At 69.4% G+C, this 17,391-nt stretch carries 13 protein-coding genes; 2 read left to right on the top strand and 11 right to left on the bottom strand.

The genetic code is table 11. The features are described from left to right. The first annotated feature begins 3 nt into the window (after positions 1 to 3). The gene (locus PI246_RS09105; protein ID WP_320550945.1) at positions 4 to 372 is read left to right on the top strand and encodes a YraN family protein; all 369 of its coding nucleotides are present in this window, start codon (positions 4 to 6) and stop codon (positions 370 to 372) included. Between the two features lie 51 nt (positions 373 to 423). Here the strand turns inward: PI246_RS09105 and PI246_RS09110 are convergent, their stop codons facing one another. The 3 genes from PI246_RS09110 to PI246_RS09120 all read right to left on the bottom strand — a co-directional run bounded on the left by PI246_RS09110 (position 424) and on the right by PI246_RS09120 (position 4,736). Continuing rightward, a complete protein-coding gene (locus PI246_RS09110; protein ID WP_320550946.1) occupies positions 424 to 1,098 on the bottom strand; it encodes an HAD family hydrolase in 675 nt (224 codons plus the stop codon). 61 nt (positions 1,099 to 1,159) lie between these two features. After that, the gene (locus PI246_RS09115; protein WP_320550947.1) at positions 1,160 to 3,874 is read right to left on the bottom strand and encodes a putative bifunctional diguanylate cyclase/phosphodiesterase; all 2,715 of its coding nucleotides are present in this window, start codon (positions 3,872 to 3,874) and stop codon (positions 1,160 to 1,162) included. Between the two features lie 85 nt (positions 3,875 to 3,959). Then, a complete protein-coding gene (locus tag PI246_RS09120) occupies positions 3,960 to 4,736 on the bottom strand; it encodes a TenA family transcriptional regulator (protein ID WP_320550948.1) in 777 nt (258 codons plus the stop codon). Between the two features lie 218 nt (positions 4,737 to 4,954). Here PI246_RS09120 and PI246_RS09125 point away from each other — a divergent pair, with 218 nt between their 5' ends. Beyond that, the gene (locus PI246_RS09125; RefSeq protein ID WP_320550949.1) at positions 4,955 to 7,006 is read left to right on the top strand and encodes a M13 family metallopeptidase; all 2,052 of its coding nucleotides are present in this window, start codon (positions 4,955 to 4,957) and stop codon (positions 7,004 to 7,006) included. A 150-nt stretch (positions 7,007 to 7,156) separates the two neighbouring features. Here PI246_RS09125 and PI246_RS09130 read toward each other — a convergent pair whose 3' ends face one another. The 8 genes from PI246_RS09130 to PI246_RS09165 form a co-directional block, all read right to left on the bottom strand. Next, positions 7,157 to 7,864: an ABC transporter permease gene (locus PI246_RS09130; RefSeq protein ID WP_320550950.1), complete on the bottom strand. Its 708-nt coding sequence runs from the start codon at positions 7,862 to 7,864 to the stop codon at positions 7,157 to 7,159. Beyond that, on the bottom strand, positions 7,861 to 8,790 hold the full coding sequence (locus PI246_RS09135; RefSeq protein WP_320550951.1) for an ABC transporter ATP-binding protein: 930 nt from the start codon (positions 8,788 to 8,790) through the stop codon (positions 7,861 to 7,863). Before PI246_RS09135 ends, PI246_RS09130 begins: the two co-directional genes overlap by 4 nt. After that, positions 8,787 to 9,908, bottom strand: coding sequence for an ABC transporter permease (locus PI246_RS09140; RefSeq protein WP_320550952.1), 1,122 nt, complete (start codon positions 9,906 to 9,908; stop codon positions 8,787 to 8,789). Before PI246_RS09140 ends, PI246_RS09135 begins: the two co-directional genes overlap by 4 nt. Then, complete coding sequence (locus tag PI246_RS09145) at positions 9,905 to 10,807, bottom strand: glycine betaine ABC transporter substrate-binding protein (protein WP_320550953.1); 903 nt, start codon at positions 10,805 to 10,807, stop codon at positions 9,905 to 9,907. Before PI246_RS09145 ends, PI246_RS09140 begins: the two co-directional genes overlap by 4 nt. 3 nt (positions 10,808 to 10,810) lie before the next feature. Beyond that, complete coding sequence (locus tag PI246_RS09150; protein WP_320550954.1) at positions 10,811 to 13,387, bottom strand: TIM-barrel domain-containing protein; 2,577 nt, start codon at positions 13,385 to 13,387, stop codon at positions 10,811 to 10,813. Positions 13,388 to 13,479: 92 nt separating this feature from the next. Continuing rightward, on the bottom strand, positions 13,480 to 14,625 hold the full coding sequence (locus tag PI246_RS09155; protein ID WP_320550955.1) for a GGDEF domain-containing protein: 1,146 nt from the start codon (positions 14,623 to 14,625) through the stop codon (positions 13,480 to 13,482). A 58-nt stretch (positions 14,626 to 14,683) separates the two neighbouring features. Beyond that, positions 14,684 to 16,342 (bottom strand): ABC transporter ATP-binding protein, encoded by a 1,659-nt coding sequence (locus PI246_RS09160; RefSeq protein ID WP_320550956.1) that lies wholly within the window; start codon positions 16,340 to 16,342, stop codon positions 14,684 to 14,686. Between the two features lies 1 nt (position 16,343). Continuing rightward, positions 16,344 to 17,369, bottom strand: a complete 1,026-nt coding sequence (locus PI246_RS09165; RefSeq protein WP_320550957.1) for a serine kinase — start codon at positions 17,367 to 17,369, stop codon at positions 16,344 to 16,346. Positions 17,370 to 17,391 lie beyond the last annotated feature (22 nt).

The following is a 17,391-nucleotide window of genomic DNA, read 5'->3' on the forward strand; positions in this document are numbered from 1 at the left end:
GCGTTGAAAAATCCCCGCCACACCACCGCGCGCCGCGCCACCGGAGATCGCTTCGAGGGCGCGGCGCGTTCGTTTCTGGAAGTCCGTGGGCTGCGCTTCGTCCACGGCAACTTCCTCTGCCGCCACGGCGAGATCGACCTGGTGATGCGCGAAGGCGACACCGTGGTCTTCGTGGAGGTGCGCTACCGACACAGCGCGGCATTCGGCGGTGCGGCGGCGTCGATCACGGCCGCCAAGCGGCGACGGATCGTGAGCGCGGCGCACATCTGGCTATCCGCACGGCCGCACGACGCGCGGCGGCCGTGCCGGTTCGACGTGATGGCGTTCGAAGGCGAGCGGGTCGAGTGGATCCGGGGAGCGTTCGAGCCATGAACCGCCGAGCCGGCCGGCATCCACCGGTAGGCATACGACGGTACGACCCGATCAACGGCCGGAGACGAACGCCTCGCGCCGCATCGTCGCCAGCTCGGCCACGGCGTTCACGGTGATGTCCGGCGGCGTGTCGCCGAAGACGTCGTCCGCGCGTTCGGCGTAGTGGCCCTGGCGCACGAACACCGTCGTCACCCGCTCGCCCAACCGCTGTTTCATCGCCACGAGGATGCGCGGCTTGTCGTCCACCATCACGTAATGGTCGGCGGGGTAATGCGCCTGCATATCGTCGAGCATGTCTTCCTTGTGCACGTAGATCAGCACCTCGCCGTCGAACAGGTCCCACAATCCGGCGCGGCGGATCTTGCGCGGCTGGAACACGGTGTCGCCGTCGGACATGATCACGGGTCGGCCGAGCGCGCGCAGGTGCGCGATGGTTTCCGGCACGCCCGGGAAACGACGCTCATCGAACGGATAGTCGAGCAGGAAGAACGACATCGCCATGAACCGACGGTCGCTGTCCTTGCCGCGCATGCGTTGCAGCACGCCCAGGTAATCGGCGTAGCCCACCACGTCGCGGGTTTGCCGGTCGATCGCCTGGTAGCGTTCGCGCCCCTCCACCCCGAAATCACGTTCGAGTCGCTCCGCCAGGTCGGCGCTGAACCGGTCGTTGTCGATCAGCGTGTTGTCGACGTCGAAAAGAAAAACGAGGGGATCACGGGAAGCCACAGGCAGGAAGTCCTTCGTCGAAAAGCGATGGACATCATAGGGGGTCGGGCGGCGGCGTCCACTAGGCCCGTCGCGGTGGCACGAGCGACAGGCGCTTGCCCGACTGCGACGCGCGGGGCGCGAGCAAACGCTCGATCTCGTCCGGCGGCAGCGGCCGGGAATAAAGATACCCCTGCGCCTCCTGGCACCCCGCGCGCAACAGGAACTCGTGCTGCGCCTCGGTCTCGATGCCTTCGGCGATGGTGTGCAGTTCGAGGCTGCGGGCGATCGCCAGCATCGCTTCGGTGATCGCCACGTCGTTGCCGTTGGACGGCAGGCCGGCGATGAACGAGCGGTCGATTTTCAGGTAAGCCACCGCGGGAAGCTTCAGGTAGGCCAGTGATGAATAACCGGTGCCGAAGTCGTCGATCGCCACGCCGACGCCGAGCTTGTGCAAGGACTGCATCGCCCGCTCGGTGTCCTCGCCCAGGCGCAGGATCGCGCTCTCGGTCAGTTCCACCAGCAGCCGGTTCGCGGGCACGCCGGCCTGCACGAGGGCCTGGCTGATGCCAGGGAGGAAATCCGGATGGGCGAACGTGCCCGCCGAGACGTTCACCGCCATGCGTAGCGGCGGCAGGCGCATCTGATCCCACAGCACCATCTGGGCGCAGGCGGTTTCCATGACCCATTGGTCGATCTGGCGGATCAGGCCGAGGCTCTCGGCGATGGGGATGAATTCGTCCGGCGGCACGCTGCCGCGCTCGGGGTGGCGCCAGCGGACCAGTGCCTCTACCGCCACGATGCGCCCCGTGCGCATCTCGACGCTGGGCTGGTAAAGCAGCTGGAACTCGTTGCGCGTGAGCGCCTGGCGCAGTTCGGAAGCGAGCTTGAGCCGACGCCGCGCGTCCGCGTGCATCTTGGGCGTATAAAAGCGCAGCGCGTTGCGCTCTTCGGTCTTGGCCACGTACATGGCCGCGTCGGCGTTCGCGATCAGCGTGACGGGGTCGTTGCCGTCCAGCGGGTAGCCGGCGATGCCGATGCTCGCGCTCACGTAGAGTTCGTAGTCGTCCAGGGAGAACGGCCGCGCCAGCGCGGCGAGCAGGGCCTCGGCCACCAACAGCGCCTCCTCGCGGGAACGCAGTTCGCCGAGCAGCACCGTGAATTCGTCGCCACCGATGCGGCCGGCGACGTCGTTGGGCGACAACTGGGCACGAATGCGCTCGGCCACGCGGATGAGCAACGCGTCGCCGATGGCGTGGCTGTAGCTGTCGTTGATGACCTTGAACGCGTCGAGGTCGACGAACAGCACGGCCGCGGCACCGCGGGTGTGTGCCGCGCGGGTGATCGCTTCGGCGCAGAGCCGCTCGAATTCGGCACGCGTGGCCAGGCCCGTCAGCGGGTCGTGCGTGGCCAGGTGCTGCAGGCGCTGGCGGTCGGCCTTGCGCGCGGTGATGTCGGTGACCACGGCCACGTAATGTTGCGGCCGTCCGTCGGCGTCGCGGATGGCGCTGATGCTCATCAGCTCCGGATAGGTCGTGCCGTCGGCGCGGCGGCTTTCCACTTCACCCTGCCAGTTGTTGCCCGCCGCCACGGCTTCCCACAGCGATGCCGGCAGCGGGCGCCCGTCGGGCAGCGTGCGGGTGGCGTCCAGGCGCGTACGGCGCAACTCGTGCGGCGCGATGCCGGTGAGCTTGGCGTGGGCATCGTTCGTGGTGGTCACGCGGCGATCGGCGTCGGCGATGATGACGCCCTCGGCGATGCTGGCGAGGGCCTCGGCCGCGATCTTGCGCTCGCGCTCCATCACCACGCGGTCGGAAATGTCGCGCACGATGGCCTGCGAGACCTGGCGCGATCCCCAGGCGACGAGGCTGCTCTGGGTTTCCACCGGGCGCAGCGACCCGTCGGCACCGCGCAGCGTGCCTACGCCGGTATGGGCCGAGCCTTCCGCGAACAGGCTGGACAGCTGGATGCCGGCCAGTTCGTGCCGCGAACAGCCGATCCATGTCGCGGCTCGCCGGTTGGCGTCGAGGATGCGACCGGAGGCGTTGTCGACCATGAAGATCGCGTCGGCCGCGCTGTCGAACAGCAGCCGGTAGCGTTCTTCCGTGCCGCGGATGCCGGCGAGGATGCGCGTGGCCATGCGCAGCCAGAGCAGCGAGGCGAGCGCGGCCACGCCCAGCACCATCACGAAAAGCACCCGGCCCAGCCAGGACGCGCCATTGGCGATGTAGAGCGAGAACGCCTTCGCGCGCGGCTCGATATAGGCGTTGAGCGCGCCGATGCGCGCACGCTCCGCGTCGACCTGCTCGCGTGACGGGGTGTCACGGGCGTAGGTGCCTTCAAGCCGGTCGGCGATCTGCCTGAGCTCGGCGATGCTGCCGTCCACCGAACGCCATTCGGTCACCGCTTCGCGCACGAAGGGCATGCCGTCGAAGTATTCGAAGATGAAGACCATGCCCGGGATGGCTTCCGGGATGACGCCGCCCCGCGCGAAGGCGTCTTCCACCGCCGCATGGGAGAAGCGCCCGCTGGCGATCGCGTCGCGAGCCTCCCGGTCGGCCATCACCACGGCGTAGTTGCGCCGGAACGACGCGAGGTCGTCCGGCCGGCCATGCGAGGCGTAGGTGTCCAGGTCGATCACCGCCTGCTTCTGGGCCTTCGACCACAGACTCTCGCCGTTGAGGAAACCGGCGAGAGTGACCTGGATCTGCAGCGCACCCCAGGTAAGGGCCAGCACCAGTCCCACCACGGCCACCAGCGCGTAGGCCAGCGGCATCAGTCGCCTTGCGAGGGGCACGGATTGGCTGGTTTCAGCGGATCGCATGGATAGCCCGGTGAGTGGTTGCCTGATGGTGATGCGCCACGTGGTCTTCCGTCCCGGCTCAGGCGGCCTGGTCGCTCAAACGGCGAACCGAGGCCAGCCCGTCCATGCAGCGGTCCAGCGTGATGCTCATGCTGACGTAACTACGGCGAACGCACTCCCGGATGTGCTCCACCTGGTCCACCGGAGGATTGCCGCCCAGCAGGGTGCAAACGATCTCCAGGGCCTCCCAAGGATGAGTATCGTCATAGGCCGCGTGAAGCTGAAGCCACCGCAGTCCGGCTTTGCGGCCGGTAATCGGCAGACTTTCGGCGTAGGTCTGGCTGTCGTACACGATCTGCGACCAGTCTCCGGTGGCGCCCTCCACGGCATAGTTGGTGGCGGCGATCCCGGCGGCCAGCGAATCGTTGCGGGTCACGTCCTCGCACCAGGCGGCCAGGGCCTGGGAGCCCTTGGGCGGCTCACCGCCTAGCACCTCCTCGCGCGACACCCCGGCGCTCTCGGCCCAGTTGAGCCAGTACTCCGCGTGATTCTGCTCCACCCGGATGTTGCGCACCAGCCAGCGGCGGGCGAGGTCGTCGCCCGGGCTGCGGCCGTAACGGGTTTTCAGCAGGCTGTGCGACATGTAGCCGGGAAAACGCTCGATCACCGGCCACACGCCCACCATGAAATGCCGGGTGGTCTCGGCGTCCAGCGTGGCCGCGCACATGGCCGACCACATCGCGTGGCTCACGATGGCCTGCCGGGCGTCGGCGCAGTCGGCCACCATGTCCTGGGTCCAGCGCGGGTAGCTGGCGATGTCGGTCTGGGGGCCGGTCAGTTCGAAACGTGCGTTCATAGAAGCGATCTCCTGAAGATCTGCGTTGGGAGGGTCCGGGCGGACCGGGGCATCCCGCGGCCCGCTCTGGCCAGCCCCATTGCGGGGCCGGACCCTCATTAGGGCACACCGCCCGCCAAGCGCCGGACGAGACGGTGGCTAGTCCATCGGTCATGGACAAAGGGGGATGGGCTGGGGCTATCGTTGGCGCCCACGTCCTCGTCAAGGAATCCGTCTCCATGGTCACCCTCCACCGGCTGCTCGCCTCGGCCATCGCCTGCTCGCTGGCTTCCTCCCTGACCCTGGCCGCCGGCGCGCCCGTCGGTGTCGATCTGAAGGGCATCGATCACTCGGTGAAGCCCGGCGACGACTTCAACGGCTACGCGAACGGCGCCTGGGAAAAGACCGCGCAGATCCCGGCGGACCGCGCCAGCACGGGCGTTTTCCTCGAAGTGTTCGAAAAGGCCGAGCGCCGCAACGCCGAGCTGGTGAAGGCGGCCGTCGCCGCCCACGCCGCGCCCGGTACCCAGGAGCGCCTCATCGCCGATTACTACCAGGCCTTCATGGACGAGGCGGGCATCGAAAAGGCAGGATTGGCCCCGATCGCACCCCAGCTGAAGGCCATCGACGCGATCGCCGACCGCCAGGCGCTGTCCACCGCGCTGGGCGCGCAGCTGCGTGCCGATGTCGACCCGATCAACGCCACCCGCCTGGACACCGGCCACCTGCTGGGCCTGTTCGTGGCCCAGGGGCTGGAAGATCCGTCGAAGAACTACCCCTACCTGTTGCAGGGCGGCCTGGGCATGCCCAACCGCGACTACTACCTGAACAACGACAAGGACATGGTGGCGGCGCGCACGCAGTACGCCACCTACGTGCAGGCCCTGCTCGAAAAGGCCGGCACGCCGGATGCCGCCGCCAAGGCCAAAGCCATCCTCGCGCTGGAGACCAAGCTGGCCCAGGCGCAGCTTTCCATCGTGGAGAGCGAGGACATCCACAAGGCCAACAACCCCTGGCCGCGCACCGCGTTCGCCAGCAAGGCGCCGGGCATCGACTGGAACGCCTACTTCAAGGCCGCCGGCCTGGACGACCAGCCCACCTTCATGGTCTGGCAGCCCGCGACGGTGACCCGGTTCTCCGCCCTCGTGGCAAGCGAGCCGCTGGACACCTGGAAGGCCTGGCTGCGCTTCCACGCCCTGGACGAAAGCGCGTTCGTGCTGCCCAAGGCCTTCGACCAGCTCTCGTTCGACTTCCACGGCAAGGCGCTCACGGGCACCCCGAAGCAGCGGGACCGCTGGAAACGCGCCCTGGGCCTGACCAACGCCGACCTGGGCGACGCGGTGGGCCAGATCTACGTGAAGAAATACTTCCCGGCCTCATCGCGGGCGGAAGTGCAGGCCATGGTGAAGAACATCCTGAAGGCCTTCGACGAGCGCGTGGACACGCTGGAATGGATGTCGCCCGCCACCCGCCAGAAAGCCAAGGCCAAGATCGCCACGATCAAGGTGGGCGTCGGTTACCCCGACACCTGGCGCGACTACAAGGGGCTGGAGGTCCGCCCCGACGACGCCTTCGGCAACCACTACCGCGCCGAACTTGCCGAATATCGGCATCAGGTCGCGAAGCTGGGCAAGCCGGTCGACCGCGACGAGTGGTGGATGACGCCACAGACGGTCAACGCGGTGAACCTGCCATTGCAGAACGCGCTGAACTTCCCCGCCGCCATCCTGGAAGCGCCGTTCTTCGATCCGAAGGCGGACGCCGCCTCCAACTACGGCTCCATCGGCGCCGTGATCGGCCACGAGATCAGCCACAGCTTCGACAACACCGGCGCCGAGTTCGACGCCCAGGGGCGCCTGGCCAACTGGTGGACGCAGGCCGATCAAAAGCACTTCAAAGAGGCGGGCCAACGCCTCGTCCAGCAGTTCAACCAGTACGAGCCGCTCCCCGGCCTGCACATCAACGGCCAGCAGACGCTGGGCGAGAACATCGCCGACCTGTCGGGCCTGACCATCGCCTACGCGGCTTACAAGGAGAGTCTCGGCGGCAAACCGGCGCCAGTCATCGACGGCCTCAGCGGCGACCAGCGTTTCTTCCTCGCCTTCGCGCAGAGCTGGCGCGAAAAGACGCGCGACGCGGCGCTACGGCAGCAGGTGATCGGCGATGGCCACGCACCGGGTGCGTTCCGCGCGCAAACCGTGCGTAACCTCGACCCCTGGTACGACGCGTTCAAGGCTCAGCCCGGGCAGACGCTCTACCTGGACCCGAAACAGCGCGTCCGGATCTGGTAATCGCACGTCGCACCGGCGCAGGCCGGTGCCCACGGCCCCGGTGGTCGGTTATCGCGAGCACCCTTCCGATGCAGCGCTCTCGCGACCACCGACGGCATCGCCGTGGGTCCCGGCCTGCGCCGGGACGACGGGGGTGAGGTGACCCGATCCTTACCGCCCCGCCCCACGCGCCGCCATCGCCAGCAGTCCATCCACCGTCAACGCCAGCGCCCCCACGAGCAGGGCGCCCTGGACCACGTACGCCGTGTTGTTGCCGACCAGGCCTTCGACGATCGGCGAGCCTAGCGTCGTCGCGCCCACGGCCGAGCCGATGGTCGCGGTGCCCACGCTGACGATCGCCGACAGGCGGATGCCCGCCATGATCGGCCCGGCAGCCAGCGGAAGCTCGACATCGATCAGCCGCCGCCAGCGGCCGTAGCCCATCCCGTCGGCCGCGTGCAGCGCGGCGGCGGGTACCGCATCCAGGCCGGCCACCGTTTGCCCGAGCACCGGCAACACGCCGTACAACACCAAGGCCACGAACGTCGGTGCCGCGCCGAAGCCCAGGAGCGGGACCGCGATCGCCAGCACCGCGACCGGCGGAAACGTCTGCCCCACGACCGCCACCGCGCGCACCGTCGGCAGCAGCGAGCGCCCCGCCGGACGCGTCGCGAGAATCCCCAGTGCCAAACCGACGGCCGTCGCCAACGCGGTCGCCGACACCACAAGCAGCAGGTGCGACACCGTCAGCGCGACGAACGAGGTGCGCACGTACAACGGATGCGACAGCGACGGCCAGCCCGCGTGGAACCACGGTGCCGCATGCGGCAAGCCGAGCAGCAGCAGAACAAGCGTGGCCGCCGGCAGCAGCGCTCTCACGGGGCCCGCTCCACCATGTCCGACAACGCGATCGTGCCGACGCGACGCCCATCGCGCATCACCGGCAAACGATCGCGCCCCTGGCTGAGCATCGCCCCGAGCGCATCCTGCAGGCTTGCCGCGGCATCGACCGGCTCGCCGTCGCAGGTATCGCCCGGACGAACGCGCTCCGCCACAGGGTGCAACGCCAGTTCACGCAGACGCGCCCGCGCGCCGCCGACGAATTCCCGCACCACGTCGTCGACCGGCGCGCGAATCAACTCCGTCGGCGTGCCGGTCTGCACCAGCCGTCCGCCGAGCATCAGGCCGACGCGGTCGCCGAGCCCGAAGGCCTCGTCCATGTCGTGCGTCACGAAGAGAATCGTCGTCTTCGTCTCGCGCTGGATCGCCTTCAGGCTCACCTGCAGGGACTCCCGCGTGAGCGGATCGAGCGCACCGAAGGGTTCGTCCATCAGCACGATGCGCGGCCGCGCGGCGAGCGCACGCGCCACGCCCACGCGCTGCTGCTGGCCGCCCGACAACGTGCGTGGATACCGCGACGCCATCCCCGGCTCGTCCAGATGAAGCAGCCCCAGCAGCGCCTCCACGCGCTCGTCGATAGCGGCCTTCGTCCAGCCCAGCAGGCGCGGCACGGTGGCGATGTTGTCCCCCACCGTGCGGTGAGGAAACAACCCCACGGACTGGATCGCGTAGCCGATGCCGCGGCGTAACGGCTCGACCGAAAGCGTGGCGATATCCGTACCGTCCACGCGCACGGTTCCGCCATCCGGCGTCACCAGCCGATTGACCATGCGCAGCAACGTCGACTTGCCCGACCCGGACGGTCCGACCAGCACGAAGAACTCGCCCTCTTCCACGCGCAGGGACACGTCATCGATGACGGTACGCCCGCCAAATTCCTTGCGGATGTGTTCGAACACGATCATGCGCGACGCTCCGTCAATGCCAACACCCCCTGGAACAGGAGATCCACGAGCAACGCCAGGCCGATGATCGCCAGCGTGCCCAGCAACACCATGTCGGTCGCGCCCTGCCCGATGCCGAGGAACACGAAACGGCCCAGGCCGCCCGCACCGATCAACGCTGCGACGGCCGCCAGCCCGATGGTCTGCACGGCAACGATGCGCAGACCCGCCAGCAGCACGGGCCAGCCCAGCGGCAGCTGTACGCGCACGAGCACCTGCCAGCGGCTCATGCCCAACCCCCGCGCGGCGTCGCGCGCGTCGGCCGGCACGGCCTCCAGCCCGCCGATGGTGTAGCGGACCACCGGCAGCAAGGCATACAGCACCAGGGCAAACACGGCGGGCGCGGCACCCGTACCGCCGAAACCCCACGCGCCCAGCACCGGCCAACGCGTCGCGATCCATGCGAACGGACCGATGAGCAGGGCGAACAACGCCAGCGACGGCACGGTCTGAAAAAAAGCCAGCACGCCCAGCAGCACGCCGTCGCCGCGACGCGTCCGCCACGTGCGCAACCCCAGTGGCGCACCGATGAGAAGGGCAAGCGACAGCGTCAGCACACACAGGCGCAGGTGCGTGAACAGCGCTTCGACGAACGCGTCGTGCTGTGCGTGGAATTCGCGCACCACGGCGATGCCGTCGAAACCGCCCGCGACGGCGTAGCCCACCACGGCGCCCGTCACCGCCACCCAGACGACGACCTGCCATCCCCTTCCCACCTCGCGCAGCCGGTCGAGCAGCAACAGCCCGGCGGCCAGCCACATCGTCCAGAAGCCCGCACCGGCCTGCACCCGGGTGGTCGCCCGTGCGCCGGCCAGCCAGGTCGTCGCCTCGTGCGCGAGGCACCACGGCAGTGCCACGATGACGAGGGCCACGCACCCGATCGCCAGCCCGCGAGGCGCGCGCGGCCACGCCGTTACCGCAAGGGCGCCCCATAACGCGGCGAAAAGCCAGGGATGCGGCCGTTGCGCGATACCGCTGAGCAGCCGGTTCGGTGCGACATGCGCGAACGGCAAGGTCGCGGCGGCGATGGCGCCGATCGCGCAAAGCACCAGCACGGGCAGCAGGGGGGCCCGGCTCACGGCACCAGCCGTTGTTCGCGCAGGTACGCCGAAGCCACGGACGAGGCATCCTCGCCGTCGATCTGCGTGCGCGCGTTGAGCGCACGCAGCCGTTGCAGGGTGAGCGGGCGGAAGGCGGCCTCCAGCGCGGGACGCATCGCGGGATACCGGCGAAGCACCGCGTCGCGCACCACGGGCGCGGGCTGGTACACCATCTCGATGTGCCTGGGATCGTCAAGTACCGCCAGTCCCGTCACCGCGATCGCGCCATCGGTGGAGTAGACCATGCTGGCGTTGACACCGGAGATGCCTTCGGCGGCGGCCTTGATCGTCGCCGACGTATCGCCGCCGGCCAGCACGAGCAATTGGTCGCCGCGGAGGGTGAAGCCATATGCCCGCTGAAACGCCGGCAACGCGGCATCGCTTTCGACGAACTCGGCCGACCCGGCGAGCTTCACCGTGGCGCCAGCGCGCACCCACCGGGCAAAGTCGTCGAGCGTGCGCAGCCCCGCCGCGCGGGCGACGTCGCCGCGCACGCCGATGGCCCAGTGGTTGTCGGCGGGTGCGGGCGAAAGCCAGACCAACCGGTGCGCCGCCAGGTCGAGAGCCGCGGCACTGGCGTAGGCCCGCGCGGCGTCCCGGAACGCGGGATCGCCCTCCCTATGAAAGAAGAACGCGGCGTTGCCGGTGTATTCCGGATACACGTCGAGGTCGCCGTTGACGAGCGCACGCCGCACGATCGAGGTCGGCCCCAACTGGGTGCGATCGACCACGTCGATGCCCTGGTGGCGCAACACCTGCACCACGATCTGCCCGAGCAGCGCGCCCTCGTTGTCCGCCTTGGAGCCGACGCGCACGGCCTGCGCGTGCCCCGTGCAAGCCGCGAGGCCCAGCAGCAGGGCGGCCAGTGCGCGGCGCAACGCTCAACGACCCACGAGGTCGGCGAACGTGCGCTTGAACGCGTCGTCGATCGGCGTGGCGGCCACGCTCGCAGCCAGGCCCGCGAAGCGCGATTCGAACGCCTGCACCGCCTCGGTGAAACGCTGCGCACGCCCGTCGTCGCCGCCGTGTTCCACCGCATAGGCGAGCACGCGGTCGGCCTGCCCGGCAAGGTTCACGTCCTCCGGCAAGGCGGAGATGTCGCCCCACACCTGCTTGAGGTAACGCACGGCGAACTCCGCGCGGCGCATACGGTGCAGCAGCCCCTTCGGCAGCGCGTGCTCCGGTGCGAAACGCGCGACCACGTCGTGCGCCGTGTCGAGCTGCACGGTGCCGAGGTCGACGCGGATGCTGAGCGACGAGGTGTCGAACAACCACGTTCGCGGCGCGGGCGAGGCGCTGTAAGGCAGCGCCTCGCCGTTGACCTCGATCCGCTCCGGAATGCCGGCGTCGAGCAGCTCCACGATGTACGAGCGCGTGCGGGGGCGTCCGCGATAATCGCCGTCCATCGCGTCGACGTGCACGCGATGGGCACGATCGCCCCGGCGGCTGCGTACGCGGGTACGGGCGAATTCGCCGCGCTGGTAGCCCTGGCTGGTGCCGTCGTCGTCGTAAAGCGTGGTGCTGCCTTCGTGGCCCGGGAACACCTGGAGGATGATCGTGTCGGGGACACTGGCCAGGTCGCGCAGCCCCTCGGGATACAAGGGCACGACGCTGCCGGGGCGGACGAAAATCGGAATCTCCTCCAGCGCGTACGCACGCTCGAGCATGCCCCCGCCTTCAAAAGCCTCCGCACCGTCGCGGCTGTACCACACGCCCGGCGGCAACCACACCGGCGCGACGACGGTGCCATCCTCGCCCACCGGCTCGGTCACCGGCGCCACGAGGATGTCGTCGCCGAACAGGTACTGCGACGGATGCAGGTAGGCCTCGTCGAGTTCGGGCCAGTGGTAGTACATCGGACGGACGATCGAGGTGCCGGTGTCGTAGGCCTGCCGGGCGGCACCATAGATGTACGGCGCCAGCTGATAACGCAGGCGGATCGCCGCGAAGATCGCGTCGCCCCAGGGCGGCCCGAAGTGCCAGGGCTCCTTGTGCAGGCTGGCCTCCTTTGCCGAGTGGGTGCGCAGCACGGGACTGAACACGCCCAACTGCATCCAGCGCGCGTAGAGTTCCGGCTCGAGGTGCCGCTCCGCCCGCGGGATATGTTTGTGGAACGTGTGACCGCCGATATCGTGGCTCCAGTAACCGTAGAGCACGTTCGACGCCATCGCGGTGAAATGCGGCTGGTAGGCCAGCGAGGTCCACGAGATCACGCTGTCGCCGGAGAAACCGATGGGATAACGATGATTGCCCAGCCCGCCCCAGCGATGGTAGATGAGTCCGCGGCGGTCGTCGTCGCGCTGCATCTCGGTGAAGAACACGTGGTTGAGCCACCAGGTGTTGGACAGTCCGGGATGCGATCTCGACTCGGGCCACTGCTGCCAGTCGAGCCACCAGAAGTCGACGCCGTCGCGCTCGAGCGGATGCAGGATCGTGTCGAACAGCGCGCGCATGTAGGGCTGCGAGGTGCCCTCGAAAGGAATGGGCGCACGCGTGGAGGTATCCCACGACAGCGCCTGTGCCATGGCGTCGTACTTCGCCTCGTGCGGCAGCACGCCCGATGCCGGATGCAGGTTGAGCGTGATGCGCAGGTTCTCGCCGTGCGCCCAGCGCATGAACGCGGCGGGATCGGGAAACAGGCTGCGGTTGAAGGTGTAGCCGGTCCATCCGCTCTGTTGGCCGAAAACGTCGTATTGCTCCAGGCCCGGCCGCAACGACAGGCCGGGCGTGGTGTGCCAGTCCATGTCGAGCACGAGCACGTCGAGCGGGATGCGTTCTTTCTCGAAGCGCGCGCCCAGGGTGCGCAGCTCGTCGTCGGAGTAGTTCCAGTAGCGCGACCACCAATACCCAAAGACGAAGCGCGGCGGCATCGGCTGCGGCCCGGCGATGGACGCGAAGTCGGCCAGGCCCGCGCGGTAGTCGAGACCGTAACCGAAGAAATAGAGATCCTGCCGCTCGCCGTCGGGCCGTTCGAGCACCCAGCCTTCGTCGTCGAGGCCGAAGCTGTCCGTGTCGTCCACCACGTGCCAGCCGTCGCGGGCGATGAGGCCTTCTTCCAGCGGCAAACGGGTGCCGTCCTGCCAGGTGTCGCCGTCGTAGCGGTCAAGCGTGCGATAGGTGCCGCCCAGGTTCGCCAGCTGCACGTCGCCGGGACGCCACACGATGTCGCCGCCGCCATGGCGCCGCACCGCGATCTCCAGGTTGGCGGCATCGAACCGGCCGGTGCCTTTCACGTGGCGCAGGTGCAGCGTGCCGGTGTCGATGTGCAGGGTGGTGGCGTCTTCAACGAGGCGGAACGGTGGGACGTCGACCGCGCGATGCACGACGACCTGGGTGCGCCCGTCGCGGAATCGGCCATCGGCGCTCCACTCCAGGCGGATGAGCCGGGGACTGAGCACGGTAAAACGGACGTTGCCTCGCTCGATGGTGGCTTCGGGCTGCGCGGCGGCGGATTCCATGACGAGAGAACCTGCGGTCTGACGAAGCCCTCATTATGACGCGTTGCCGCATGCGGGCGGTGAAAGGGTCCACGTTTGCGCGACGCGGCGGCTCAGAGCACCACGCAGCGATTGCGGCCCTCGCGCTTGGCCGCGTACAGCGCCCGGTCGGCCCGATCGAACACCGATCCGCCCGATTCGGTCGCGAAACCGAAGCAGGCGATGCCGCCGGACATGGTGACCTTCACCGGACGCCCGCTGGCGTGGAAGGCCAGTCCCTCGACGATGACGCAAAGCGCCTGGGCGCGTGCGAGCGCGGCGTCGGTCGACAGGCCGGGAAAGGCCACCACGAACTCCTCGCCGCCATAACGGGCCACAAAGGCAGCCTTGCCCACCTCGCGCGCGAGCGTGCCGCCGACGATGCGCAGCACGGCGTCGCCCGCGGCGTGGCCGAAGGTATCGTTGATCGTCTTGAAATGGTCGATGTCGAAGGCGGCGATGCAGGCCCGGCCACCGGCGCGGATGTCGCCTTCGACGTCGGCCATGCGGCGCTCCCAGGCCAGGCGGTTGGGCAGGCCGGTGAGCGGATCGGTGAGGGCGAGCGCGTGCTCGCGACGCAACGAATCCTGCAGGGACGTCGCCTGCACCTCCAGTTCTTCCACGCGGTCGCGCATCCGACGCGCACGGTCGCGGTAGGCGGACATCCGCGCCTCTTCACGCTCGCGGTGCTCGCCGAAGTGGCGGTCGATCATCGTCAGCCGCTCGCTGACCTGTGCGCGCAGCTCGGCCAGGTCGGTCGCGGCGGCCAGCTGTTCGCCGATGGCGCGCACTTCGGCGCTGACGCTCGCGTCCAGGACGCGGCCGTCATCGCTGCCGGCGTCGGCGTCGGCGACCAGGCGCAACATGTCCCGCAAGGGCGCCCCCAGATCGGCGAGAAGGCCTTGCAGGCGGGCGATGTCCTCGCGCAAGGCGGCCACGGTTTCGGTGTCGACGCCGTCGCCGGCGATATCCCTGCGGGTATCCAGCGCAGCCACGATGGCCGAGAGCTGGTCCAGCAGCACGTCCACGCGCTCGGGCACGACGTTGCCGCCGAGTTGCTCGCCGACGCGGTCGAGCCAGCGGTCGACGTCCTCGCCCTGCCCCCTCGCCAAGGTGGCGAGACGCGTCGCCAGCTTGCGTAGGGCGTCTTCGACGAGACGGAAGTCGCGTTCGTCGCGCTCCATGCGTTCGAGCGCGAGATGGTATTTGCGTTCCCACACGTCCAGTTCCACACGGCCCCCCGGCCCGCCGTCGTCGATGGACGTATCGTACGCCCGTTCAGGCCACGGCCGGCACGCCCTCGCCTATCGTCACGTCGCCCGCGTCCAGACGCACCACGCGGTCGGCGAGCGCGGCCACCGCCGGGCGATGGGAGACCACCAGCAGGATGCTGCCGGGCAAGCGGCGGCGGAGCGCGCCGAGCACGGCCATCTCCGCCGCGGCGTCCAGCGCGCTGGTAGCTTCGTCGAGGATCGCGAGCACCGGGCGCCGCAGGATCACCTGCGCCACGAGCAGCCGCTGCATCTCGCCGCCGGAGAGGCGCCCAGCCGCGTCGTCCACGGAGGTGTCCAGGCCGGCCCCACCCTCCGTCAGGCGCGGTGCGAGGCCCACGTCGTCCAGGGCCGCCCACATCGTCGCGTCGTCCGTTTCCGGCGCGGCCCAGGCCAGGCAAGCGCGTACCGTGCGCTGCCACGGGCGCACGTTCTGCCCGACGTAGGCGCCGCGACCGATCAGCCGCCGGTAGGCGTCCAGGCCGACGGGTACGCCGTCGTGCTCCACCTCGAAGGATTCGGCCGGGGCCATCCCGGCCAGCACATCGACGAAGCTGCTCTTGCCGATGCCCGAATCGCCGCAAACGAGCACGAGTTCGCCGGGAGCCAGGCGCAGGCCTTCCACCCGAAGACCCTCGCGTGGCGGGCGGATATGCAGCCGCCGGATGAACAGCACGCCGAGCCTCGACGCGCCCGCCCCCGCCACCCCGGGGGCGGGGCGCACGGGTAAAGCCATGTAGCGCTGCCACAGTGCAAACGCCGGGGCGGCCGAGCGCCATTGCTGGAACGCCTGGCGGGTGGAGGTCAGGTAGGGGAGAAGGCGGCCCAGCAACAGGCCCACCGCGACGAGCGACGCCCCATCGATCGCCGGCCAGCGTCGCGCGAGCACGAACGCCGCGGGAATCCCTGTCGCCGCGACCAGCTCGAGCACGAGGCGGCTGGAGGCCACCAGCTCCAGTTGGCGGCGGTAGCCGCCGGCGAGGCCCGCCGATACGTCGCCGTAGCTGTCGCGCTCCGCCGCCTCGCGACCGAACGAGCGTACGTGACGCAAACGGCGGGGAACGTCTTCGCTGTGCCAGAACAGGCCGGTCATGTCAGTCACGTAGCGGCGGCTCACCCGGGCGTGTTCGCGACCGCTGAGCCGGGAGGTCACCACGATCACGACGAGCAGCAAAGGCATCGCGAGCATCAACAGGGGTGAGATCCACAGCGCGAAGGCGAGGCTTACCAGCGAGGTGATCGTCGCCACCGCCAGTTGCTGCATCGCGCTGAACGCCTGCACGAGGGTTTCGCCGTTGTGGGTGAGCACGTTGGCGATTTCCGCCGAACGCAGCGGCGCCAGCGCGGGCAACGGTGCCCCCAGCAGGCGCGCATGCACCTGCGTGCGCAGGTGGTGGCCGAGCCGGGCGACCTGGCGCGCGCCCAGCCGCGACGCCTGCCAACGGGTGAGCGCGAAGATCACGCCGCTGAGCGCGAAGCACGCCGCGCTGGCGTCCGCCGAAGGCGCGAGCAGGCCACCGTCACGGATGAGGGGCACGAGCAGCACCGCCGAAAGGCTGCCGGCGAGCGCGGCGGCCACCGACAGCACAACGTAGACGGCGAACGCGGTCGCCTCGCCACGCGGCATCATCCGCCAGAGCGCGCGCGGACCGAGCGCGGCCGACATATCAGGCGACCGCCGCGTCGGCGTCCAGCAACGGCCGCAACGCCCGCAGCGCGTCGCGCGGATGCGCCTGCCGGTCGAGCCGGTAGACACCGCGCTCGACCGCGCCATCGACGAACCGTTGCCAGTGCGGTTGGCCCGCCGCGTAGGGCTGGTCGGCATGCAAGCGCGCCACGGCCTCATCGCGAGGAAGCGAACGTCGTGCCGGGCCACTGGCCGGTTGGTCGCTGAGCATCACCACGGCGGCGAGATCGAGCGGTGCCGTCGCGAGCCGGCCCGGTCCGATGCGCAGATCGGCCTCGCGTTTGGCGACACCGCTGCGCCGGACGATGACCGGCGACGACGCCAGCCAGCGATGCGGCGCGCCTTCGGCCCAGTGGAGCGCGTCGTCGCGCACGTGCAGGTAATTGGCCAGGCCCGTCGCGCGCATCGTTTTCGGCTCGACGAACACGCCATCTTCGGCGACGAAGTCCAAGCCCTCCAGCAAGGCGTGCAAGGCCAGCGTCGACTTGCCGGCGCCCGTCGGCCCAAGCACCAGAACACCGCGTCCGCCGAACCCGAAACACGCGCCATGCAGGGGCACGAGATCCTGTCCGCGCGCGGCGAGCAGGTAGAGCGCGAATTCCATCATCTCGTAACGCACATGGTAGGGATGCCGTTCGAGCATGTCGGCCGAGACGCTCACCAGGGCGCGGCGCTGGCCGGGCGACACCACCACGTGGTTGGCCGCGTCCATCACGCCACAGAGCACCCCGGCGCCCGCCTGGGTGCGTACCCGTGGCGGCAACGCGTACACCGTGTCGCGCGGGGCGCCGAGGCGCAACTCGACGTGGAACATCGGCGCGACGGCACCGAAGCGGTGCGCGGGCAGGCTCGCGCAGGCCTGCGCCGCCAGCGCCAGCAGGGCGGCGCTGTCCGACACCACGTGGAAGCACGCCCCGAGCACGGTCCAGCGCGCGGCGTGCGCGAGCGGCGCGCCTTCGCCGAACGGGTCGGCGGTGGGATCGGTGGCGTCCGTCGTCGTTGTCATGCGCCGTGGGTGCGGCGCGACG

This window comes from Luteibacter sahnii (genome assembly GCF_034063545.1).
Classification (GTDB): Bacteria; Pseudomonadota; Gammaproteobacteria; order Xanthomonadales; family Rhodanobacteraceae; genus Luteibacter; species Luteibacter sahnii.